This window comes from Vibrio sp. Y20_XG_PY13 (assembly GCF_024181925.1).
In the GTDB taxonomy this organism is placed as follows: Bacteria; Pseudomonadota; Gammaproteobacteria; order Enterobacterales; family Vibrionaceae; genus Vibrio; species Vibrio parahaemolyticus.
This window is the reverse complement of record NZ_JAMZAL010000002.1, coordinates 621338-642710: the sequence shown is the minus strand read 5'-3', so window position 1 is coordinate 642710 and position 21373 is coordinate 621338. Positions and strand designations below refer to the sequence as shown.

The following is a 21373-nucleotide window of genomic DNA, read 5'->3' as shown; positions in this document are numbered from 1 at the left end:
GCCTTGTGGGTGGCTAAGGCAGCGTAATGTGACCAAAGAAAACGGCCAATGATGCGTTCATTGGCCGGAGAGATAAATACTATTTAAAAGAAAGCAAAGACTGAGAAAGAACCAGTACCATAAACGTCAGTTTGTGATTCTTCGTAATCAGGTGTTTTCACCGTAAAGGTTAGGCTTGCGCCGTAATTCTGGTTATACCAAGTTGCACCTGCAACGGCACTTGCTTGCCAGTTTTCTAGAGTCACATCATAAGGTTCTGATGAGCCTGGAATACCTGAGCGATCGCCTTCAATGGTGATATCGTTGAAACGGTATCGACCTTCAAATCCTGTAAAGACAAACCAACTGGAGGTATTTTTCGCAAGCATACTGGCAGAGAAAGGGCTTTCTACACTGATGTTTGCTGCGCCAATACTGTTGGCTAGATTCGTGCCCCAGCGGAACATGACACCTTGTGATACATCGCTGCGGAAGTTACCTGCGTTAATGTCATTCACATTAGTGATTTCCCATTGCGTCTTCTGGCCCTTACTGCGCATGAGTTTATTGAAAGCTCGGTAACCAACGCTAAAGGCAATTTCATCGTCAATTTGGTAATCCCAGCCTTGAGGATCGGTTGAACCAGTGATGCCGTGAACAATTTCCTGCGCTTTTTCTGATAGAGAACTTTCACCTGTGGCACCAATGGTGAAGTTATAGCGAACGGCTTGATCGGCGGTTAGAGATAGGTAGTTGATTTCAGTGTGTAGGTAACCAGCATATGGACGGTCATTGGCAAGAGGGTAGTCTGCTTCAATATCACTTGGAGTCCACATCTTGTGGCCAAGTACTACCTCGATCTTATCGACATTGGATTGGTCTGCATTTTCTAAGCTGAACCATTTCCATTCGCTTTCTTTTTTTAGCTTCTCGGTTGCGTAAGAGAAGAATATACCGTTGGTGTAATCTTGGTCGACACCAAAAATGCCATCGTTATCAAGGGTAAAGGATACTGTGGATTTGGTGGATGCCAGAGCAACTGGCGATAAAAGGGTAAGGAAAATTAATTTACTGAGTTTCATATACTGCATTTACTAACTTTTTTTGCATCATACGTAAGAATTCAATCAAAATCTTCCGCAATGTCACAACTTTAGTTCAAGAAACAAAAAAAGGCTGATGCTTTGCAGCATCAGCCTTTGTTGTATCACTAAAACGTTATTTCGCTATAGTCTTATAGAGACTCAGTGAATGTACGTGCGATTACGTCAGCTTGTTGCTCTGCAGTTAGAGAGTTGAAGCGAACAGCGTAACCAGATACACGAATTGTTAGCTGAGGGTATTTCTCTGGGTGCTTAACTGCGTCTTCTAGAGTTTCGCGGTTAAGAACGTTCACGTTTAGGTGTTGACCACCTTCGATACCAGCTTCGTGGTGGAAGTAACCATCCATCAGACCAGCAAGGTTAGCGCGTTGTGAACCCTCATCTTTACCTAGTGCGTTAGGTACGATAGAGAATGTGTAAGAGATACCATCTTGTGCGTCAGCAAACGGCAGTTTAGCAACTGAAGTTAGTGATGCTACAGCACCTTTCTCATCGCGACCGTGCATTGGGTTTGCACCTGGAGCAAATGGAGCACCAGCACGACGACCGTCAGGTGTGTTACCAGTTTTCTTACCGTATACCACGTTTGAAGTGATAGTAAGAATTGACTGAGTAGGGATTGCATCACGGTAAGTCTTAAGCTTACGGATTTTGCCCATAAATACAGAAACAAGTTCACATGCGATGTCATCAACGCGTGGGTCGTTGTTACCAAATTTAGGGTAATCGCCTTCGATTTCGAAGTCGATTGCTAGACCGTCTTCATCACGGATAGGTTTAACAGTTGCGTATTTAATTGCAGACAGAGAGTCAGCAGCAACAGATAGACCAGCAATACCACAAGCCATAGTACGTTTAACGTCACGGTCGTGCAGAGCCATTAGTGCAGCTTCGTAGCTGTACTTGTCGTGCATGAAGTGGATTGCGTTTAGTGCAGTCACGTACTGCTTCGCTAGCCAATCCATGAAGTGGTCCATTTTTTCCCACAACTCGTCATAGCTTAGTACGTCGCCTTCGATCTTAGGCATTTTCGGACCAACTTGGATTTTTAGCTTCTCATCCACACCACCGTTGATGGTGTAAAGCATAGTTTTCGCAAGGTTAGCACGAGCGCCGAAGAACTGCATTTGCTTACCAACAACCATTGGAGATACACAACATGCGATTGCGTAGTCGTCAGAGTTCATGTCTGGACGCATTAGGTCGTCGTTTTCGTACTGGATTGAAGAAGTATCGATAGATACTTTCGCACAGAACTTCTTGAAGCCTTCAGGTAGTTGCTCAGACCAAAGTACAGTGATGTTTGGCTCTGGAGAAGGACCCATTGTGTATAGTGAGTTTAGGAAACGGAAGTTAGTACGAGTAACTAGCGTACGACCGTCAAGACCCATACCACCCATAGACTCAGTTGCCCAGATTGGGTCGCCAGAGAATAGGTCATCGTACTCAGGAGTACGTAGGAAACGAACCATACGTAGTTTCATTACGAAGTGGTCGATCATTTCCTGAGCTTGTTCTTCAGTAAGCTTACCAGCAGCGATATCACGCTCGATGAAAACGTCTAGGAACGTAGAAGTACGACCTAGAGACATTGCAGCACCGTTTTGAGACTTAACAGCTGCTAGGTAGCCGAAGTAAGTCCATTGGATAGCTTCTTGTGCAGTTTCAGCAGGGCGAGAGATGTCACAACCGTATTTCGCAGCCATCACTTTCATTTGGCCAAGTGCACGATGTTGCTCAGCGATCTCTTCGCGAAGCTGCATAGTCATTTGAAGATCTTCACCGTTCTCAAAACGCTCTTGTAGAGATTTGAATTGAGCCAGTTTGTCCTTCATTAGGAAGTCGATACCGTATAGAGCAACACGGCGGTAGTCACCGATGATACGGCCACGACCGTAAGCATCTGGAAGACCAGTTAGAACACCAGATTTACGACAAGCTAGGATTTCTGGAGTGTAGATGTCGAAAACACCAGCGTTGTGAGTTTTACGGTATTCTGTAAAGATTTTTTTAACTTGTGGGTCTAGTTCGCGGTCGTATGCTTTGCACGAACCTTCAACCATGCGGATACCACCGTTAGGGATGATAGCGCGTTTTAGAGGAGCGTCAGTTTGAAGACCAACGATAGTCTCAAGATCTTTCTCGATGTAGCCTGCATCGTGAGCAGTGATGGTAGAGATGATAGAAGTATCGAAATCAACAGGAGCGTGAGTTGAGTTCTCTTGCTTGATACCTTCCATTACCTTAGCCCAAAGCTTGTTAGTTGCTTCAGTACCTTCAGAAACTAGGAAAGATTCGTCGCCTTCGTACGGAGTGTAGTTCTTTTGAATGAAATCACGAACGTTTACTTCGTTTTGCCAGTCACCTGCAACAAAACCTTCCCAAGCTTTAGCAAATTGCTCTGCCATGACATACCTACCTTTTTAGTAGAAAAAATTACGTACTGCTTCGCCGTTGAGCCAGCTATCCCCAAAATCTGAGGGGGAACAGTACACTCTTTTGAATAACAATATTTATAGTCTTAAATTTAAAAAATTGGGTCACAAAACTATAAATATTGTCACTATCTTTAATGACACTCTTTTTAAGAGACAACTAGAGGTTAAACTAAAATTTTTTTGCAAACCTTAAACTAAATCAATAAATCCTCAAAAATCTCGATAAAAATGGGGTAGCGACAAGCGCTACCCACACGTTTTTTGAACAATCAGCCTTACAGCCAAGCTTTGATGCCATACTGGCCTTCTAGCATACCAACTGCAAGCATAGCGACCAAACAGATAACAAGTACACCTACTGGGGTCACAATCTTGTCTACGAATGACAGGCGAGCTGCACGCTCTTTGTCACCAATTAGACCGTTGTTATCAAGTAGCATTGTTAATGCCCATGCTAGTACAGGGTTAACGACGGCAGAACCGAAAATACAGATACCCGCTGCTTGAGAGTCTTTAGAGTCTTTCACCATTTGCATACCAGCTTCAAGTAGAGGTAGAGATACACCTACAAGAAGAGCGACACGCATTACTGGTGGCCATACTGCGATGTCCATTGGGAAGCCAAGGATCGCGATGATCATCACCAGAAGACCAAGAAGGATAGCACCGCCAGGAATTGGACGTTTTGCAATCGCTGCTGGGATCATGTAAGTACCCCAAGATGAAGTGATGTTACCACCACCTACCGCTGTACCTACCATCTGACGGATAGAACACATAGTCATTGTGTCATCAACGTCCATTAGTACTTTTTCAGTCTTTTTAGGGTAGTTAAGTTCTTGGAAAATACGATGACCTAAGAAGTCAGGAGACCACATTGCTACTGCTAGGATTGCAAAAGGCAGTGACGCGATGAAGTGTTCCATATTAGGAAGACCGAGCATCCAACCTTCTTCAGTGCTGCCCCACCAGTAAACAGGGTTTAGATTCGGTAGACCAGTTTCAGTGACGAATTTGATGTCAAAACCAGCACCTAGCACTAGAGCGATAATAAGGCCTGTGAAAGCACACACTGGAATCGCAAGCCAACGTTTGTTCACTTTTGCAAGGAAAGCGTATAGTGCGATAGTCACTGCAAGCACGATCAGACCCACGTAACCCATGCTACCAGCTTCAACAGTAGAAGATTGTAGACCAACCGCCCATTCTTGAATCGAGTTGATTTGGCTCATGGTACCCGTCAAGCCCAAGAAAATGAGCAAGCCACCAGCTGTACCCTCTGAGGTGAGGTTCACCAGTTTAGAACCGCCTTTCAAGAAGCTAAGTAGAAGACCGAATACACCAATAAGAATTGCCAATGCAAGAGGGTGAGCACCAGCGAGAGCGATGGTACCAATAAGAGGGATCATTGGACCGTGGTTACCTGCTAAGTTGGCTTTCGGGTTGATAAAGCCAGAAGCAAGCACACAGAAAAGTAGTGCAGGGATTAGCATTTCTACACGCGCAACTTCGATGGCAAAATCTTTACCTAAGTTAACGTGGTCCCATGCTGCAGTAAGACCTTCAGCCCAAGACATCATTACCGCAGAGTACATTGCGATAATGCCGATAGTACCAGCAAGTGCTGGAACTAGGTCTTCAAGCTCAAAGCGGAAGTCACGACCTGGCAAGTTTAAGCCGAAACGACGCGGCTTCATGATTTGTAGTTCGTGGTCTAGGTAGTCTGAACGGCTCGCGAACTCAGATGATGGACGATGAAGCTCACGGTAGCTTTTGGTCTCGATATCTGAATCAGAGTGCGCTTTGTTAACTGCGTCTGACATAGATTCCTCATATATTTAAAAGTTATGAATTATTCATTCAAGTGTGTTATTCCGCATCCTGCGGCACGTCCTATGCTAGCTATTATTAGATTTGTTACACGTCGACGTCGTGCCTAAGCATAGCTAATAACTTGTTGTGTTGAGGCACAAAAAATTCCTCATCTTTTGGCTGGAGTCTAGCAAGATAGCCATTTAGGGTGATTGATTTAGATCACTTTAAGAATAGATGTGAAATAAAACTACAGAAAGTGTCTGGTATGCGAATGAGATGGTTATTTAGTGTGTAATTTCATTACACAAGTTGCATAAAATTAGAGTTTATTGCCCTGCATCGCATGAGTCACCCTTAAATGATCAATATTCACGATGTTTATATAAAGCTGGCTTTATTCTTGCTTTGTACCGAGCAACGACGATTTTTTGGCTAATCATTGCCGCTCAGTTTAGGAAGAAGACATGAAACAGCTTAAAGTACTGCCACTTGTGGCAATTATCTCAGGTTTAATGGTCGGTTGTGGCGGCGGTGGCGGCGGTGGTGGCGGTGCTGCGCCGAAAACAGCGTTTACTTTTGATTTTGCTATACCAGCAACAATGACTGAAAGTGAAGCTACTGCGAAAGGTTGTACGGTGTATGACCACAAAACCGAGCTCAACGGTGATAAAACGGTTTTAACCTATAGCGCAGCGTCAAAAGAGCAAGTGACTAACTATGTTATCGGTTACTACTCTGATGCAGATGGCAAAAGAGCCGGAGACATCATCAAACCAACCACTGATAACTTTAAGTTTTATCTTGAAGATATCCCTGACGGCGGCTTTGTAACGTTTCAAGCAATAGAATTTAACGGTAGAGAAGCTCGCGTAAATACGTTTTCAAAAGAATTCTTACAAGATAAGAAACTACGTAATGCCACGTTTGCCCTTAACCGAGACTCTTTGAACAAGTGCTTTACTGGCGGTAACTTAGCAAGCAATAAGTTTACTAACCTAGATTACCGAAATGCTGAATCAGGTGGTGGAGACTACAACTTTGTCTCGCAAACCGATATTTTCACGTCACCTAACCCTGATATGTTGCCTACCGATGAGCTTATGGGACTTAAAGGTGAGCCAACGGCGTTGTTCCAGTATGAATCTGGTTCAAGCGACAAAGCGCTTTACCAGTATGGTATTGGTTCGTGGGGGACTGGTGAGATCGCCTTAGTCAGAGCGGATAATACGTCAAACATTTATTCGTCTTCTGATTATACTTACGACACTCTCCACATTGGTTTTGTTACTAACGGCTTTGCGTATGATGCGCTGAAGCTAGATAAAACTGCCGTTGAATACAATCGCCCTAGTGCAACGAATAAAGAAACTTGGGTATACATGGCGTTCTCAGAGAATCAAGTTAATGGTTGGGAGTCTCTACTTAACGAAACGGTCTCTGATGGATGGGATATTGACGTTGATCCAAGCTCTTACTTAAATATTGATAACCTGCCAAACACAAAACCAAGTGTATCAACACAAGGAAGTGCAGACTCGGTGATTGATCTGGACATGGGTTTAACATCGTCTACAGAAGGCTTTACTCGTGTTGCTTACTTTGCGGCTTCAGGCGACTATAAAGTCACACATCGTATATTCACAAAGAGTGACAGTGACTCTGTTGTTGTTCCTGAGCTCCATTACTACAATTTCCCAACATCAGCCGTTAACGGTTTGAAAGTTTCAGCTTCGGACGATTTTAATCGCACTGCTTTGGTATTGAGTGACGATAGCAATATCGACTCTAAAGTTTTCATGAGCTTCTTTTCTAATGGTGAAGCGTCAGAGCCTGAGCTAGATGAAGACTTGGATGGCATCATTACTTCTGAAAAAGAAGGCCTAGAAAATGAAGTGACATTACGTACTTCAAACTCATTGGTAGTCAGTCGTTTTAATTAATTCATTACGACCCTAAATAAGTTTCAATTAACACTTTTGTAAATTTATTAAGCCCCTTCTAAAGGGGCTTTTTTATATTTAATATTCAGCTTTTGAAGAATATGTTGCTATATATTGCATATTCATTTGTCTATCGTATCTATCTATTCGATTTATTTAGGTTAATAATTTGTTGCAACTTTCTGGGGGTGGTGCTAATTTGTTCCGAAATAGAGAGGGCGGAGTCCCTTAATTGCAGTGACAAAAACACAGGGAGTAGAGCGCATGAATGATGTACCAGCGCTAGATATAAAAGACCTGCACAAAACATTTGGACAGAATGAAGTCCTGAAAGGCATTTCACTTGCCGCTCACAAAGGGGATGTTATCTCCATCATTGGCTCTTCCGGTTCTGGCAAGAGTACTTTTCTTAGATGTATTAACTTACTAGAAACACCGACCGCTGGTGAAATTTGGGTAAACGGCGAGCTTATTCAAATGAAAAACAACCGCGCGGGTGAATCCGTACCTGCCAACGAAAAACAAGTTCAGCGTATTCGTTCGCGTTTAGCTATGGTTTTTCAGGGGTTTAACCTTTGGTCTCATCTTACCGTTCTTGAAAACGTCATCGAAGCACCTGTTCACGTTCTTGGTGTGCCGAAAGCTCAAGCGATTGAAAATGCAGAGTTGTTACTGAAAAAAGTCGGCCTTTACGAACGTAAAGATTATTACCCAGGTCATTTATCTGGTGGTCAGCAACAGCGTGCTGCGATTGCTCGTGCCCTTGCCGTAGATCCAGAAGTTATGCTGTTTGACGAGCCTACCTCTGCGCTTGACCCTGAGCTTGTTGGGGAAGTGCTAGGGGTAATGAGAGATTTGGCAGATGAAGGGCGAACCATGTTGGTGGTGACGCACGAAATGGCGTTTGCTCGTGACGTCTCAAATCATGTGATGTTCTTGCATCAAGGCTTAGTGGAAGAACAGGGAGATCCAGCTAAGCTATTTACTAACCCCGATTCTCAGCGATTACAGCAGTTTATCTCATCTATCTACTAATATTCATTAGGCGGCAGAGTTTTGCCTCCTAAGTAAGCACAACGAACAAAACCAAATAAAATAGCAATCACAGGAGTATGGAAATGAAAAAGTGGTTATTGGCAGCAACTCTTGCTGCAACGGCAGTGTCTGGTGTTGCTCAAGCGAAAGAATGGAAAACAGTTCGCTTTGGCATTGAAGGCGCATACCCTCCATTTAGCTGGACAGAAACCGATGGTTCTCTAAAAGGCTTTGATGTTGATATGGCCAATGCGCTGTGTGAAGAAATGCAAGTGAAGTGTCAGATCGTTGCACAAGATTGGGACGGCATTATTCCTTCTCTATTGGCTCGTAAATACGATGCGATCATCGCGGCAATGTCGATTACCGAAGAACGTAAGAAGAAAGTGGATTTCACGGGCAAATACGCACTGATCCCAAATAAGTTCATCGCTAAGAAAGGTGCAAACCTAGACTTTGCTAATCTAGATGGCCAAAAAATCGCAGTTCAACGCGCGACCACTCACGATAAATATCTAACTGATAACTACGGTGACAAAGTTGAAATTGTACGTTACGGCTCTTTTGACGAAGCGTATCTAGACCTTGCGAACGGCCGTGTTGCTGCAGTTTTGGGCGATGCATCTGCTCTAGAGGAAGGTGTATTGAACAAGGCTGGTGGTGATGCGTACGAATTTGTTGGCCCATCTCTGACTGATGCGAAATGGTTCGGTGAAGGTTTCGGTATCGCTGTACGTAAACAAGATAAAGATCTAACGAAGAAACTTGATGCGGCAATCTTGTCACTGCGTGATAAAGGTATTTACCAAGAAATTGCTGGCAAGTACTTTAACTACGATGTTTACGGCGAATAAGCGGTAATTAAGCGACCGTTGGCTTGTTCCTAGAAGTAGTCAACGGTCGATTTTTTGAGTTTAGGGATTAGGAACTCACCTATGCTGGATTTACAAGGATATGAAGCCTCCATTTTTAAAGGGGCTTTGGTAACCATCGAAGTAGCAGTTCTGTCACTACTGCTTGCGGTGATATTGGGAATGCTTGGCGCGCTTGCTAAGCTCGCTCCCTACAAATGGGCAAGAGCAATTGCCACACTTTACACCACCATTATTCGCGGCATTCCAGACTTAGTTCTGATGATGTTGATTTTCTTTGGTGGGCAAATACTTTTAAACAATAGCCTCTATTCCATCAACGAAACGCTCAATGAATGGTTTGCATCTAGTGACGCAAATCATGAGTGGACTTCTTACTTACCTGACTACATTGATGTGAGCCCGTTTATTGCAGGTGTGCTGACAATTGGTTTTATCTTTGGAGCTTACATGGCGGAAACTTTCCGTGGTGCGATCATGGCCGTCGATAAAGGTGAGTTGGAAGCAGCAAAAGCTTATGGCATGAGCCCAGTGTTGTCGTTCAGAAGAATCCTTCTTCCTCAGATGATTCGCCATGCACTACCGGGATTTGGTAACAACTGGCTGGTATTGTTAAAAACCACCGCGCTTGTCTCCATCATCGGGCTTGAAGATATGGTGAGAATGAGCTCTCTGGCGGCTGGTACAACAAAAATGCCGTTCACGTTCTACATGGCCGTTGCGCTGATTTTCCTTTTCTTCACCAGTATTTCGACGGGGTTGTTAAAACTCGTTGAACGCAAATTCAGTATTCATGCGAGGTAAGTAATGGATTTTTCGTTGATTATTGAAAGTTTCCCTGTTTACTTTCAAGGGCTTTGGACGACCGTTTGGCTGGTGGGCATTTCATTGGTGATTGGCTTGTGCGTCTCCGTTCCACTCGCCATTGCGAGAAACAGTACCAACTACGCTTTGAGCCTTCCTTCTTGGGGATTCATTTACTTTTTCCGAGGAACGCCACTGCTTGTTCAGTTGTATCTGATTTACTATGGCATGGATCAGTTTTTCCCAGTGAAAGATACCTTATGGGAACACGCGTGGTTTTGTGCTCTGGTTGCGTTTGTACTAAACACATCAGCGTATACGGCAGAGATCATTCGTGGTGCGATTAACGGTTTGCCGAAAGGCGAAGTGGAAGCCGCGAAAGCGTATGGCATGAGTAAATTTATGACTTACAAACGCATCATCTTGCCAAGTGCGTTACGCCGAGCACTACCTGCTTATTCTAATGAAGTGATCTTCATGCTTCACGGCAGTGCGGTTGCAGGGATCGTAACCATCGTGGACTTAACTGGTGCAGCGCGCTTAGTTAACTCTCGTTATTACGCACCATTTGAGTCGTTCTTGACGGCTGGACTTTTCTATATGTCGCTCACGTTTATCATTCTTTGGTGCTTTAAACGCGCGGAAAAACGTTTCTTAGCGTACCTGCGTCCTCTGAGCTAAATCATGTATTTAAGTAATGGTACCTACGGGTACCATTCTATTTTTGATACCTTCATTCATACTTTTCTGATTTATCAACAAGACTATTTCGCTCCCTTGTTCGCTTACATTACACTTCGGCAAAACCCTTGTTTAATAAGTGAAATATGAAAAAAACAATTATATCGTTGGGTCTTGCCGCTGTTGCCACCGGATGCGGTGGTGGAGAGAGCAAGTCACAATCAAACAGTCAAGTCACACCAACTCCAGTTCCTGTTCAACAAGCGCTAGAAACGGGCAATGCACTGTTAGTTTCTGACCCAAATGACTTCATTCGTGAAAGCCGTCAAGTTGTTGAGGCGCACAAGAAACAGTCGAATGCGATCAAATCTGCGATAGCAAAAAATCTTTCGGGTCTTTACTGGGATCCGACGCATGATGCCGCGATTTTTGCTCCTACCTATGGATTCAACGACACCATCTTGATGACCAATAAAGCGATGGCGAGTGGTTACAAAGACCAAGCGTTGTCGATTGGTATTGCTGGTGAGCAAACTAATGGCCAGCGTTATGCTGTTTTAGGCAGTAACCCATTTCGAACCGCACAACGTTTTCCTGATTCTTCTAATGCGGCAATGACTCAATGGTTAAAAAACCTCGTTACTTGGTTGTCAGGTGGAGCTACTTTAAACGTCGTCATCGCGCAAATGGATCAGTCTTATTACTTTCCTGATGAGCAAGCGACGCGCAGTTGGTTAAACAACAATATTTCACCAGCCCTGACATTTAATGAAGCTAACCTGTGCGACGGTTCAAAATTACTTAGCTGCTTGAAAGCCGATAAGCCAAACCTGTTGATTCTGTCACAACATTTGCTGTCAGGAGATACCAACCAACAGGTAATAGATGCGCTGGCTTATGCCGAGCAAGCTAAAATTCCAGTTCTATATCTGCATTGGGACGGTGGGCTGACCGATCTTGGCCGAGACATTTTGGCAAAATTCCATGTTGACTACGTGGGGGACAACTATTGGCGTAAGTTAGGTTTGGTCGATTGGGCACCTTCATCACTGATGAACTTTGTGCCAGATTCTGTCATCACGCAACAAGCGTTGTTATCCCGTTTCGAAACTCAAAACTTCAATGTTGATTTGTCCCAATGTGATGATAAATCATGCCCAGAAGTAGCGAACATGGACAGTCAGTTTTACGACGCTGCCAACAGCATTCGCCAATGGCTGAAATCACTTGATGAGCAAAAAATCTCGTTGTTTGAACAAGATGGTTATCAATACGAAAAGCTGATGGTGTTATTGGCGGATCATTATCGTCAAACGGCCTCCTTTCCAATGGATAAGCAGTCTACGGGGACGACTGAATTTTTGAAATCGTATTTCGCGGACTACGTTCAATACAACAGTCGTCGCATCAACCCAAAACAACCAAATATGGGAAACTTCAGCCGCAGTGAATTTGGGGCCGATGTAAAGAGAATTGATACTACGGTGAATATGGAGTCTAAACACAACTTCCGTTCGGCAGGAGTGTATGCGCTGCCAGGTGAGACTTTCACGGTAACGCGTAAAGACAACAATGATGTGACCACAAAAATTGTCATCAATAGCTTAAGAAGTGGTGCGACTCATGAGTTCAGTAAAGACGGTTATACTCGACCTAAACTGCTGACTTCATTTGCTTACGAAGTCAAAGCGGGTGAAACCATCACGCTGACTTCTCCTTATGGCGGCCCAGTACAGGTTCACTTTGACAAAAATGATATTCCGGTTGAACTGAGATTTAACCATGTGGCACAGCATCCTGTATGGAGAAGTGAGAAGGACAACGACACCTTTATTCAGCAGCTAGAAGCCAATTTGTTTGATTGGGCCGAGCTGATCACCCCTGGGTTTGAAGTGCACTCAAAGCGTGACAAGATGTTAGAGTCGGTCAACGATGAAATGTGGTCTACCCCTGCGGAAATGGCGCTTGCAACGGAAGAATATGTTCATAACTACCCGCATGTTCTGGCTGGTTTCCAAGGGCCGGGTATAGACGAAGTACCTGAAATTATTCAATACGCTCAAAACCAAGGCTGGGAAATTGCCAATATTGATATGGTTAAGCACATGAATGCTGACCAAGCCACTTGTGGCTATGGCTGCTCTGGTAACCCGTACGATGCTTATTGGGCCTTCAGTCCTTTAGGTCACGGTGATTTGCATGAGCTAGGCCACGGTTTAGAGAAAGGACGATTCCGATTCGCTGGTTGGGAAGGGCATTCGACGACCAACTACTACTCCTACTACAGCAAGTCTCGTTTCTTCCAAAATACGGGTAAGGAATCAACCTGCCAAAGCTTGGATTTCAAAGGTCAGTTTGAACTGTTGCAAACCAGTCGAACACAAAGCGATCCAAATGCTTATATGGCGGAGCAAAACCAAACGGGTTGGAGCTGGGGTGCTCGCGTTTACATTCAAATGATGATGGCAACTCAGCACGAAGGTGTGCTTAAAAATGGTTGGCATTTACTGGCGCGACTTCATCTTATTGAGCGTGAGTTTAATCGTTTGAAAGCAGATGAGGCACTGTGGAATGCGAAACAATCAAACATTGGCTTCTCGATGTATACCAAAGATGAAGCGAACAGCATCTCAAACAATGACTGGTTGCTCATTGCCCTAAGTTACGTGGCTCAGCGAGATATGACTAACTATCTCGACATGTGGGGATTCTCGTTCTCAGAAAAAGCGAAGCAACAAGTTGTTGCGTTGAATCTGACGCCGATGCCTCTCACTTACTTTGCAAGTAGCAATACTGGCTACTGTCTGAACGAATTCGCTCAAACGCCAGTAAGTATTGATGGTCAAACGGTTTGGCCGCTGAACTAGCTGAGTAGAAAATAACGTGCATGAAAAAGGGAGACTGAGTCTCCCTTTTTACTAGATTTACCTTAGCGTTGAGTCACGGTTATTGCTTTACAATGTATTACTTGAATGTCGACCAGATTGGCGCGTGGTCTGAAGGCTTTTCAATACCGCGTAATTCATAATCGATACCCGACTCAATACATTTTTGCGCGAGAGAAGGAGTCGCCAAAATCACATCAATTCGTAGGCCTCGGTTGTCATCAAAGCCGCGAGATCGGTAGTCAAACCACGAGAAGCGATCGTTCACTTCTGGGTAAAGCTTACGGAAAGTATCTTCAAAGCCCCAATCTAACAACGTTTTCAGCCATTCACGTTCTTCTGGTTGGAAAGAGCATTTACCCGTTTTCAACCAACGCTTACGGTTCGGTTCTCCGATACCGATATCTGAATCGATAGGGCTGATGTTGATATCACCCATAACAATCAACTGTTCATCGTTGCTGTGATGATCGTTTAGATACGTCATTAGATCTTTGTAGAACTGGCGCTTGTATGGGAATTTCGTTTCGTGGTTAATGTTGTCCCCTTGAGGGAAGTAGCCATTAAGCACCGTTACTTTTTCACCATTTTCGTTTTCAAACGTCGCCATGATCATGCGCTTTTGGTGTTCTTCGTTATCCGTTGGAAAACCTTTTTGTACGCGGATTGGCTCTTGCTTACAAAGCATCGCTACGCCGTAATGCGCCTTCTGGCCATGAAAATACACTTTGTAACCCATGGCTTCGACATCTTCAATCGGGAACGCTTCATCATGCACCTTAATCTCTTGAAGACCAATAACGTCAGGCTGGTGTTTATCGATTAGCGCTTGGAGTTGGTGCAGTCGAGCACGTAGTCCATTGATGTTAAAGCTGATTACTTTCATTATTTATCCTTTTGAGGGCGTATTTTTCTAGAATGGTATCATTCTGAAAGCGTAGTGAAAATGAATCTCAACAAAAGAAAAAAGCGCGTTTTACTGCGCTTTCAATTTGTTTTCTAAATCTGTTTGTACGATCTTCAATGCTTTAATCGCAACTTCTGGATCAATCTCGTTGGTTTCAAGCAAGTAGATCAAATCAACGGCCAGCTTGATCTCTTCTGGTGCATCATCAAGAGGAGAGGTTGGTTGGTCTGCCATTATTGGTGCTTTTCCCTATGTGTAATTTGATTTTCTAGTTTAAGAAGCGCTGCCTCGCAACGAGCTAAACGTTGCTCTGTCGCCAGCAATACTTTCTGAGCTTCAGCTCGCGTGAAACTAGGTGCATTTTCCACTGCGCGTTCCTTTTCTAACACCATTTCTCGCAAGCGTCTTGCCCATTCTTGGTGTTGCGCGAGCTCTTGATAAAGCACGTTAATTGGTTTGCGAAAGTGGCTGCTATGTTTGATTTCATTCTTACGAATTTTAGTGGTAGAAATCTCTCGCTGAATTGCGCCAATTTGCGCTACGAGTCGTTCGGTGAGGTACTCCGCTCGCAAAGCGGTGAGCTTATTTTCGTTTTGCTCTCGGATAATTGCGTCCAGTGTCGATTTCGCTTCTTTTACGCAAGGGGTCAGTAAGCGAGAACGGCAGCTAAATAAACGTTCATCAAACAACGGAACGTGATGCTCTCCTCGTTGGCGATCCAATGTCGCGGCTTGATTCGCCATGTGTTCTAAACTTTGCGAAAGTTGTTCGATGTTCATGATAAACCTACAAACCAAGCGTCATAAGCCAGCTTAATCGCCAATACGCTCACGACCGTGACAAAAACGGGACGAATGAACTTAGAGCCGAATCGAATTGCAGAATGCGCACCAACAAATGCCCCAGCCATTAAACACACACCCATTGTTAAGCCTAGCACCCAGTTAATATGACCTAAAATAGCGAAAGTAATAAGTGAGGTAAAATTACTGGTGAAGTTCATTGCTTTGGCTAAACCAGAGGCGAGCAATATATTGAGACGGTACAGCGCCATAGAACTTACAGTCCAAAACGCGCCAGTTCCTGGACCGGCTAATCCATCGTAAAAACCAATCGACAAACCTTGCAGGTACTGTTTTTTATGCAGCTTTGGGCAAGGCTCTGGTATTGGGCTTTGATGAGGGGAATGTGGCGTTTTGTGGAATACGGTATACAGCGCAGCGGCTAATATAATAAGAGGCAAGACTTTTTCTAGCCAATCCGTACTGATGGCATCGACAAAGAGCGTGCCCAATGTTGCGCCGACAAGCGTTGCTGCAAACGCGCGCCCCCAACACTGAGGTTTGAACAAGCGTTTTTTGTAGTAAGTGAATGCGGCAGTTGACGATGCAAAGGTAGCAGCCAACTTGTTCGTCCCCAAAGCAATGTGAGGAGGAAGCCCCAAAGACAGCAAAGCAGGGACGGTTAGCATCCCTCCACCACCTGCGACTGCGTCAATAAATCCAGCAACAAAAGCGACTAGCGCCAACACCAACAGCATTGTCGGCTCTATCATTTCCATAAATTCTTATTCTTCTAATATTCTATTTTTCGTTTAAATGGCGGCAGTGAGTCGATAAGTGCTTGCCCGTAGCGTTTGGTTACGAGGCGTCGATCCAGAATGGTCACTCTACCAGAATCTCGTTCTTTACGCAGTAGGCGGCCCACGCTCTGGATCAGCTTTTTGCTCGCATCAGGTACAGTGATTTGCATAAACGGGTTGCCGCCTTTCTTTTCTATGTATTCTGAATGCGCTTGTTCTACTGGAGAGGTAGGAACACCAAATGGAATTTTGGTGATCACTAAGTTTTCCAGTAACTCTCCTGGCAAATCGAGTCCTTCCGAAAAGCTTCCTGTACCAAAGAGAACGCTGGTTTTGTTTGTTTCTACAAGCTTTTTATGTTTTTTTAGAATTTCTTGACGAGAACTTTCGCCTTGTACTTGCAAAGCCCAGCCTCGTTTTATGAACTCTGAAGACAGCGCTTCTGCGACTTGGTTCATCTGCCAGTATGAGGAGAATAATACCAAGTTGGCCTTTTTGTCTTCTAAGTACTTAGGCAAGATCTCAATAAGATATTCAGTAAACTGAGGTGCCGATGGTTCGTACTTCATTGCCGGTATGAGTAACTCAGCTTGGTTTTGATAATCAAAAGGCGAAGCGAGTGCCAAAAACTGAGTCCCAGATTCTGGCTTGCCATCAATGCCTACTTGATGGCAAAAATAGTGGAAAGAGTTCAACGCTCGCATTGTTGCTGAAACTAATACGGCACCAATACAACGACTCCAAATCTGTTGGTCTAGCTGCCATCCAATCTCAAGCGGGGAGACGCTCACAATAAAATCGCCTTCACGATCGGGGTGAGTTTCTAGCCATCTCGCTAAAGGCGCTCCTTTTTCTCGTGTTGGCTCTGCCATTAAATGCCAAACTTGAGCGAGGTTCTCTAGTCGTTGAATATAGAAACCTAGTTCAGCGAGCGCAGGCTCGGCCAATCTTGCCGCGAGTTCGCCATCTTTGACTCTTTCTGCAATAAGATCGGCGATTTTCGCGACGCTTTGGTTTGCTTTCTTGCTGAACTGTTTTAGCTCTTTAGATTGGTTTTCTAGCCAAGTAGGCAGCTCGCCATGTTCAAAGCGGTAGATGCCTTCTTCAAACTGAGCTGGATCGAACTGCTTAGTCAACTGAGTGAGCGCAGGTATTAAGTTTTGCACGGAGTCTTGCAAGTCATTGCGGAATCGAGCGACACGTTTCTCATCAGCCAGTGATGAAAATTTACTGATTGACTGATTCAGCTTCTCTAGCCACGCTGCTGCGCCTTTTAAACTTGCGGATGCTGAAGCGTGATCACGGGCGACGTGAGGCAGGTGGTGAGCTTCGTCAAAGACATAAATCGTATTTTCTGGCTCTGGTAAGATTACGCCACCACCTAAGTCAGCATCAGCCATAACGAGAGAGTGATTCGCGATGATCACGTCATTTTTATCTAACTCAGAGCGAGCCTTTTGAAACGGGCACCCTCTGTGACCTGGCAAACTGTTATTACAGCTGTGTTTGTCGCTGACAATCAATTGCCAGATGCGGTCGTCTATGGGTTTAGGCCAAGCGTCGCGGTCACCATCCCATTTCCCTTGAGCGAGTGAGCGATACATGGTTTCCAGTAATTCAATGTCTTTTTTCTTTGGCTTGGTCTCAAACATCGCTAGTTGACCGCCATCCACACCACTGGCTGTTGCGAGCTTTTCTGCGCAGCAGTAGCGCTGCCTACCTTTGGCAAGAATGAAAGAGAATTCTCGGTCTGTAATACGACGGAATAGAGGAAGGTCTTTATTCACTAGCTGTTCTTGAAGCGCGACGGTTGCCGTTGAGATAACGACTTTGCGGTTGTTATGCACGGCAACTGGTATAGCGGCCATCAAATAAGAAAGTGACTTACCGATCCCTGTGCCTGCTTCTGCTACCAGTATTCGATTGGACTTATGATATTGACCACAAAGCGTCTTTGCGATTTCAGCGACAAGATAGTTTTGAGCTCGTCTTGGTACAAAGTTATCGAGTTGGGCTTGTAGATTTTGATAGCTATTGCGAATCGATTTTTGAATGTTACTGGTCAGCATACGGGCCTCAAATGCGTTGGAGCCGAATAGTAGCACACATCACTAGTTGTACAGTAGTTCACAAAACGGAATGCTTTTGTAAGGAATCTAGATCTTCTTCACAAAAAAATATTGAACTCCATATCAATGCAAATAATTTCATTATATGAAAAATATAAAACTTCAAAAATATAGATTTGTTAGATTTTGATGCTGTTTTTCTTGCTTTGAAGTTTATTTTTAGATTTAAATTTTGATTATTAATAGGATGATAAATTGAGGAAAATCAAGCCGATAGTTTAGATGTTCATCGAATAAATTAAATAAAGCAAATTAAGCTATTGTTTTTATTGGTTATTTTTATTTTTTGATATTTATATTTAGAAAATTTGACAGGCAGAATAATCTTTTGCAATCTAGTGCCCAGATTTTGTAGGTCATGCATTGTTACGAATCGATAACAAGTGGCCTCAAAAATATAAAAAAGGGAATTCGGAAAGGATATCCCAAACTAAGAAAAGGCAGTGGATTAATTATGAAAAAGACTCTAGTAGCTCTTGCAGTAGCAGGCATCTCTACGTCTGCACTAGCAGCAGGCAACATCTACGACAACGGTACGACTTCTTTCAACCTTAAAGGTGAGATTGATACTTACGTTAGTACTGTAGAAGGCAAAGAAGACGGCAAAACTAAAGTTAAGCGTGACGTAGACGTTGACCTTTGGGCTAAAATCCAAATCGATGCAGAACATAAACTAAACGAAGACGTAAAAGTATTCGGTTCATTTGAACTAGAAAACGGTGAATTCTTCGATAAAGATAACAGCTCTGATCACGCTCGTGTACGTACAGACGATCTTTACTTCGGTGCTTACTTCGGTGACAACTGGGGTGTGGCTTTCGGTGAAGTTGGTGACTTCGGCGACTCTCTAGACGCAATCACTATCGACAACACTAACGAAGGTCTTGGTTACGTTGATGATTTCGTAAAATCAAAAGAAAGTGCAGGTCACGCTGTTTCAGTTAAAGGTAGCTTCGACAAGCTAACAGTTATCGCTGATGCATACCTAGATCAAGACGAGAAAATCGATACTGCATTCGGTCTATCTGCGCAATACGCAATCAACGATATGTTCACAGTTGGTGCTTCTTACCAAGATCAAGAGAACCGTGATGCTGCAGGTACTGATTACCAAGTAATGGGTGCGGCTGTTCGTTTCAACATGGACAACTTCTCTGCTGCAGTAAACTACGTTGCTGAAGAGCTAAACAAAGCGGATCAAGATACTTGGTCTGCAGTAGCTGCTTACAAAATGAACGAAGCGCGCGTTTACACTTCATTCGGTTTCACTGAGTACGAAGGCGACCACGACCAGTCTTACTACACGTTTGGTGCTGACTACGCTGTAACTGGTAACGTTCTAACGTTCATTGAATACACTTCAAGCGAAAACGACGAGAAAAACGTTTCTAAGAAAGAAGCTGACCTAGTTGTTGCTGGTGTTTACTACACGTTCTAATAACAGAACTTAAGTAGATATAGTAAAGGTCGCATTTATTGCGGCCTTTTTCATATTAAAGCGTCTAGACCACTCAGTAACTATTAAACATAGGTCAAGCGGGTATAGAGTTTCGAGGCAAGAGTGCGCTTACCAATTATCTACAGCGAGTTGTGGTGAAATGATTGGCTTTTCATTAATGATTTCCTCAAACTGTGATTAGTGGTAAGCGAGATTTAACTTTTTGATGTAATTAATCGATTTTTAAGGTTATTCGGATATGAGACTAAAAACTTGGATTGTAGCGTTTTTTCTTGGTCTGTTTGGTACAACAGCGAACGCAGACACAACACATAAAACTGATGTATCAGTAACTTTAAGTACCGCACAAGGTGTTCAAGTTCTGTTTGTAAATGGCGTTAGTACGGATGAATTGAGTACTCCGTATACTCTCATCGATGGCTCAAACCAAGTGGTTATTAAGGTAAACAGAGCTATCGGGCGTGGTGACAAGCGCACTCAAGTTTACTCAGCTCCGTATATTATTGGCTTTAATACAGGGGCGGGCGAGCTTTACATTGATGCGCCATCTTTTAGAGATAAGCGTCAGGCAGACAAGCTGTTTGAACAAGATACAATGGACTGGAAAGTAAGCATCAATGATAAGTCTATTGATTACTCGCAATATAAGATGCCAGGTAAAAAAGGTGCTTTCCCATATTCAAACCTTGATGAGCAATTGGCAGAGTACAACGAACTTAACGGCGTCTATTTTTCTAATGGCAAGCGAGTCGAGTTATCTGAGCTTCAGGCAACGGGTACAGCTAAAGAGACTCACAGAGTGAATTCGCCACTGACAAAAGCAAAAATTGCTTATCTAGAAATGACTGACGAAGAACGTCAGGTATTCATGAAGTGGGTTTCTCAACAATAATTGTTATTGGTGACGATAAAAATATAAAAAGCAGGCAATGGCCTGCTTTTATGTTTTTTGATGTTGACTACTTTAAGGAATGTGTTGTTTTAAGATGGCTAGAGCTGAATCTCTTTCCATTGGCCAGGCTGCAAGTCTCCAAGGGTAATGTCGCCCATTGAATAGCGTACTAAGCGTAAAGTTGGGAAGCCGATATGAGCGGTCATGCGTCTTACTTGGCGGTTTCTACCTTCAACGATAGTGATTGCTAGCCATGTCGTTGGAATATTTGCACGAAAACGAACTGGTGGGTTTCTCTCCCAAATCGTCGGAGCATCAATGACTTCTACTTTTGCGGGTAAGGTCATACCATCTTTTAATTCAACGCCTTTACGCAACTTCTCTAAATCTTGCTCTTGTGGCGCTCCATCCACCTGTACCCAATACGTTTTCGGCGACTTTGATTTCGGCTGAGTCAGCTTCGCTTGTAGGATACCATCATTGGTTAACACCATTAGGCCTTCACTGTCTCTATCTAGTCGACCTGCTGCGTAGACGTCTTTTACTGGAATGTAGTCAGCCAATGTTTTACGGCCGTCACCATCGGTAAATTGGCTCAGCGTATCGTAAGGCTTATTGAAAATAATGACTTTTCTATTTTGCAGGTCGACTCGAGGTTTATTGGCTTTGGCTGTGCGAGTAGGGTGGCGTCTTGTGGTTTGATCCTCTACACGGTTTGGTTTACCGGAACGTTTAAAATGGCCTGTTTTAGATTGGCTGGTACGACGCCCTTTTTCATGACCTGTGCGAGATGACATGTTAACTACCCTGCAAAAATGTAAATGAACTGTGTTTGAAAGTTTTAAGTTTTCT

At 43.8% G+C, this 21373-nt stretch carries 17 protein-coding genes; 8 read left to right on the top strand and 9 right to left on the bottom strand.

Going from position 1 to position 21373, the window contains the following annotated elements:
* Nucleotides 1-83: 83 nt before the first annotated feature.
* The 3 genes from NL646_RS07990 to NL646_RS07980 all read right to left on the bottom strand — a co-directional run bounded on the left by NL646_RS07990 (nt 84) and on the right by NL646_RS07980 (nt 5343).
* The gene (locus NL646_RS07990) at nt 84-1061 is read right to left on the bottom strand and encodes a lipid A deacylase LpxR family protein (RefSeq protein ID WP_253664063.1); all 978 of its coding nucleotides are present in this window, start codon (nt 1059-1061) and stop codon (nt 84-86) included.
* A gap of 152 nt (nt 1062-1213) precedes the next feature.
* Nucleotides 1214-3490, bottom strand: a complete 2277-nt coding sequence (pflB, locus tag NL646_RS07985; RefSeq protein WP_005456189.1) for a formate C-acetyltransferase — start codon at nt 3488-3490, stop codon at nt 1214-1216.
* A gap of 305 nt (nt 3491-3795) precedes the next feature.
* Nucleotides 3796-5343: a DUF3360 family protein gene (locus tag NL646_RS07980; RefSeq protein WP_253664062.1), complete on the bottom strand. Its 1548-nt coding sequence runs from the start codon at nt 5341-5343 to the stop codon at nt 3796-3798.
* 456 nt (nt 5344-5799) lie between these two features.
* On the opposite strand from NL646_RS07980, the gene NL646_RS07975 reads away from it, so the two are divergent.
* The 6 genes from NL646_RS07975 (at nt 5800) to NL646_RS07950 (ending at nt 13534) form a co-directional block, all read left to right on the top strand.
* Nucleotides 5800-7275 (top strand): hypothetical protein, encoded by a 1476-nt coding sequence (locus NL646_RS07975; RefSeq protein WP_024702781.1) that lies wholly within the window; start codon nt 5800-5802, stop codon nt 7273-7275.
* A 264-nt stretch (nt 7276-7539) separates the two neighbouring features.
* Complete coding sequence (locus NL646_RS07970; protein WP_005456207.1) at nt 7540-8310, top strand: ABC transporter ATP-binding protein; 771 nt, start codon at nt 7540-7542, stop codon at nt 8308-8310.
* An 83-nt stretch (nt 8311-8393) separates the two neighbouring features.
* Nucleotides 8394-9164 carry an ABC transporter substrate-binding protein gene (locus NL646_RS07965; RefSeq protein ID WP_005456273.1) on the top strand — a complete coding sequence of 257 codons (771 nt, stop codon included), beginning with the start codon at nt 8394-8396 and terminating at the stop codon, nt 9162-9164.
* Nucleotides 9165-9245: 81 nt separating this feature from the next.
* The gene (locus tag NL646_RS07960) at nt 9246-9986 is read left to right on the top strand and encodes an ABC transporter permease (RefSeq protein WP_229615148.1); all 741 of its coding nucleotides are present in this window, start codon (nt 9246-9248) and stop codon (nt 9984-9986) included.
* Between the two features lie 3 nt (nt 9987-9989).
* The gene (locus NL646_RS07955; protein ID WP_005456275.1) at nt 9990-10667 is read left to right on the top strand and encodes an ABC transporter permease; all 678 of its coding nucleotides are present in this window, start codon (nt 9990-9992) and stop codon (nt 10665-10667) included.
* A 146-nt stretch (nt 10668-10813) separates the two neighbouring features.
* Complete coding sequence (locus NL646_RS07950) at nt 10814-13534, top strand: ImpA family metalloprotease (RefSeq protein ID WP_253664061.1); 2721 nt, start codon at nt 10814-10816, stop codon at nt 13532-13534.
* A 97-nt stretch (nt 13535-13631) separates the two neighbouring features.
* On the opposite strand, the gene xthA is transcribed toward NL646_RS07950, so the two are convergent.
* The 5 genes from xthA to dinG all read right to left on the bottom strand — a co-directional run bounded on the left by xthA (nt 13632) and on the right by dinG (nt 18110).
* A complete protein-coding gene (xthA, locus tag NL646_RS07945) occupies nt 13632-14438 on the bottom strand; it encodes an exodeoxyribonuclease III (RefSeq protein ID WP_005481860.1) in 807 nt (268 codons plus the stop codon).
* A 90-nt stretch (nt 14439-14528) separates the two neighbouring features.
* Nucleotides 14529-14693: a pleiotropic regulatory protein RsmS gene (gene rsmS / locus NL646_RS07940; protein WP_005456217.1), complete on the bottom strand. Its 165-nt coding sequence runs from the start codon at nt 14691-14693 to the stop codon at nt 14529-14531.
* On the bottom strand, nt 14693-15238 hold the full coding sequence (locus tag NL646_RS07935) for a primosomal replication protein (protein WP_031416462.1): 546 nt from the start codon (nt 15236-15238) through the stop codon (nt 14693-14695). Before NL646_RS07935 ends, rsmS begins: the two co-directional genes overlap by 1 nt.
* A complete protein-coding gene (locus NL646_RS07930; RefSeq protein ID WP_005456200.1) occupies nt 15235-16020 on the bottom strand; it encodes a TSUP family transporter in 786 nt (261 codons plus the stop codon). Before NL646_RS07930 ends, NL646_RS07935 begins: the two co-directional genes overlap by 4 nt.
* Nucleotides 16021-16034: 14 nt before the next feature.
* Nucleotides 16035-18110, bottom strand: a complete 2076-nt coding sequence (gene dinG / locus NL646_RS07925) for an ATP-dependent DNA helicase DinG (protein WP_021823168.1) — start codon at nt 18108-18110, stop codon at nt 16035-16037.
* 514 nt (nt 18111-18624) lie between these two features.
* Between dinG and NL646_RS07920 the strand changes: the two genes are divergently transcribed.
* Together NL646_RS07920 and NL646_RS07915 are read left to right on the top strand one after the other, a co-directional pair.
* Complete coding sequence (locus NL646_RS07920; protein ID WP_021453112.1) at nt 18625-19608, top strand: porin; 984 nt, start codon at nt 18625-18627, stop codon at nt 19606-19608.
* Between the two features lie 259 nt (nt 19609-19867).
* Nucleotides 19868-20521, top strand: coding sequence for a DUF2057 domain-containing protein (locus NL646_RS07915; RefSeq protein WP_025818114.1), 654 nt, complete (start codon nt 19868-19870; stop codon nt 20519-20521).
* Nucleotides 20522-20619: 98 nt separating this feature from the next.
* Here the strand turns inward: NL646_RS07915 and NL646_RS07910 are convergent, their stop codons facing one another.
* On the bottom strand, nt 20620-21318 hold the full coding sequence (locus NL646_RS07910) for a pseudouridine synthase (protein ID WP_020840328.1): 699 nt from the start codon (nt 21316-21318) through the stop codon (nt 20620-20622).
* Nucleotides 21319-21373 lie beyond the last annotated feature (55 nt).

Excerpts from the sequence above, each read along its gene's own strand:
- NL646_RS07990 (WP_253664063.1), bottom strand. The coding sequence starts at position 1,061 with ATGAAACTCAGTAAATTAATTTTCCTTACCCTTTTATCGCCAGTTGCT.
- pflB (WP_005456189.1), bottom strand. The coding sequence starts at position 3,490 with ATGGCAGAGCAATTTGCTAAAGCTTGGGAAGGTTTTGTTGCAGGTGAC.
- NL646_RS07980 (WP_253664062.1), bottom strand. The coding sequence starts at position 5,343 with ATGTCAGACGCAGTTAACAAAGCGCACTCTGATTCAGATATCGAGACC.
- NL646_RS07975 (WP_024702781.1), top strand. The coding sequence starts at position 5,800 with ATGAAACAGCTTAAAGTACTGCCACTTGTGGCAATTATCTCAGGTTTA.
- NL646_RS07970 (WP_005456207.1), top strand. The coding sequence starts at position 7,540 with ATGAATGATGTACCAGCGCTAGATATAAAAGACCTGCACAAAACATTT.
- NL646_RS07965 (WP_005456273.1), top strand. The coding sequence starts at position 8,394 with ATGAAAAAGTGGTTATTGGCAGCAACTCTTGCTGCAACGGCAGTGTCT.
- NL646_RS07960 (WP_229615148.1), top strand. The coding sequence starts at position 9,246 with ATGCTGGATTTACAAGGATATGAAGCCTCCATTTTTAAAGGGGCTTTG.
- NL646_RS07955 (WP_005456275.1), top strand. The coding sequence starts at position 9,990 with ATGGATTTTTCGTTGATTATTGAAAGTTTCCCTGTTTACTTTCAAGGG.
- NL646_RS07950 (WP_253664061.1), top strand. The coding sequence starts at position 10,814 with ATGAAAAAAACAATTATATCGTTGGGTCTTGCCGCTGTTGCCACCGGA.
- xthA (WP_005481860.1), bottom strand. The coding sequence starts at position 14,438 with ATGAAAGTAATCAGCTTTAACATCAATGGACTACGTGCTCGACTGCAC.
- rsmS (WP_005456217.1), bottom strand. The coding sequence starts at position 14,693 with ATGGCAGACCAACCAACCTCTCCTCTTGATGATGCACCAGAAGAGATC.
- NL646_RS07935 (WP_031416462.1), bottom strand. The coding sequence starts at position 15,238 with ATGAACATCGAACAACTTTCGCAAAGTTTAGAACACATGGCGAATCAA.
- NL646_RS07930 (WP_005456200.1), bottom strand. The coding sequence starts at position 16,020 with ATGGAAATGATAGAGCCGACAATGCTGTTGGTGTTGGCGCTAGTCGCT.
- dinG (WP_021823168.1), bottom strand. The coding sequence starts at position 18,110 with ATGCTGACCAGTAACATTCAAAAATCGATTCGCAATAGCTATCAAAAT.
- NL646_RS07920 (WP_021453112.1), top strand. The coding sequence starts at position 18,625 with ATGAAAAAGACTCTAGTAGCTCTTGCAGTAGCAGGCATCTCTACGTCT.
- NL646_RS07915 (WP_025818114.1), top strand. The coding sequence starts at position 19,868 with ATGAGACTAAAAACTTGGATTGTAGCGTTTTTTCTTGGTCTGTTTGGT.
- NL646_RS07910 (WP_020840328.1), bottom strand. The coding sequence starts at position 21,318 with ATGTCATCTCGCACAGGTCATGAAAAAGGGCGTCGTACCAGCCAATCT.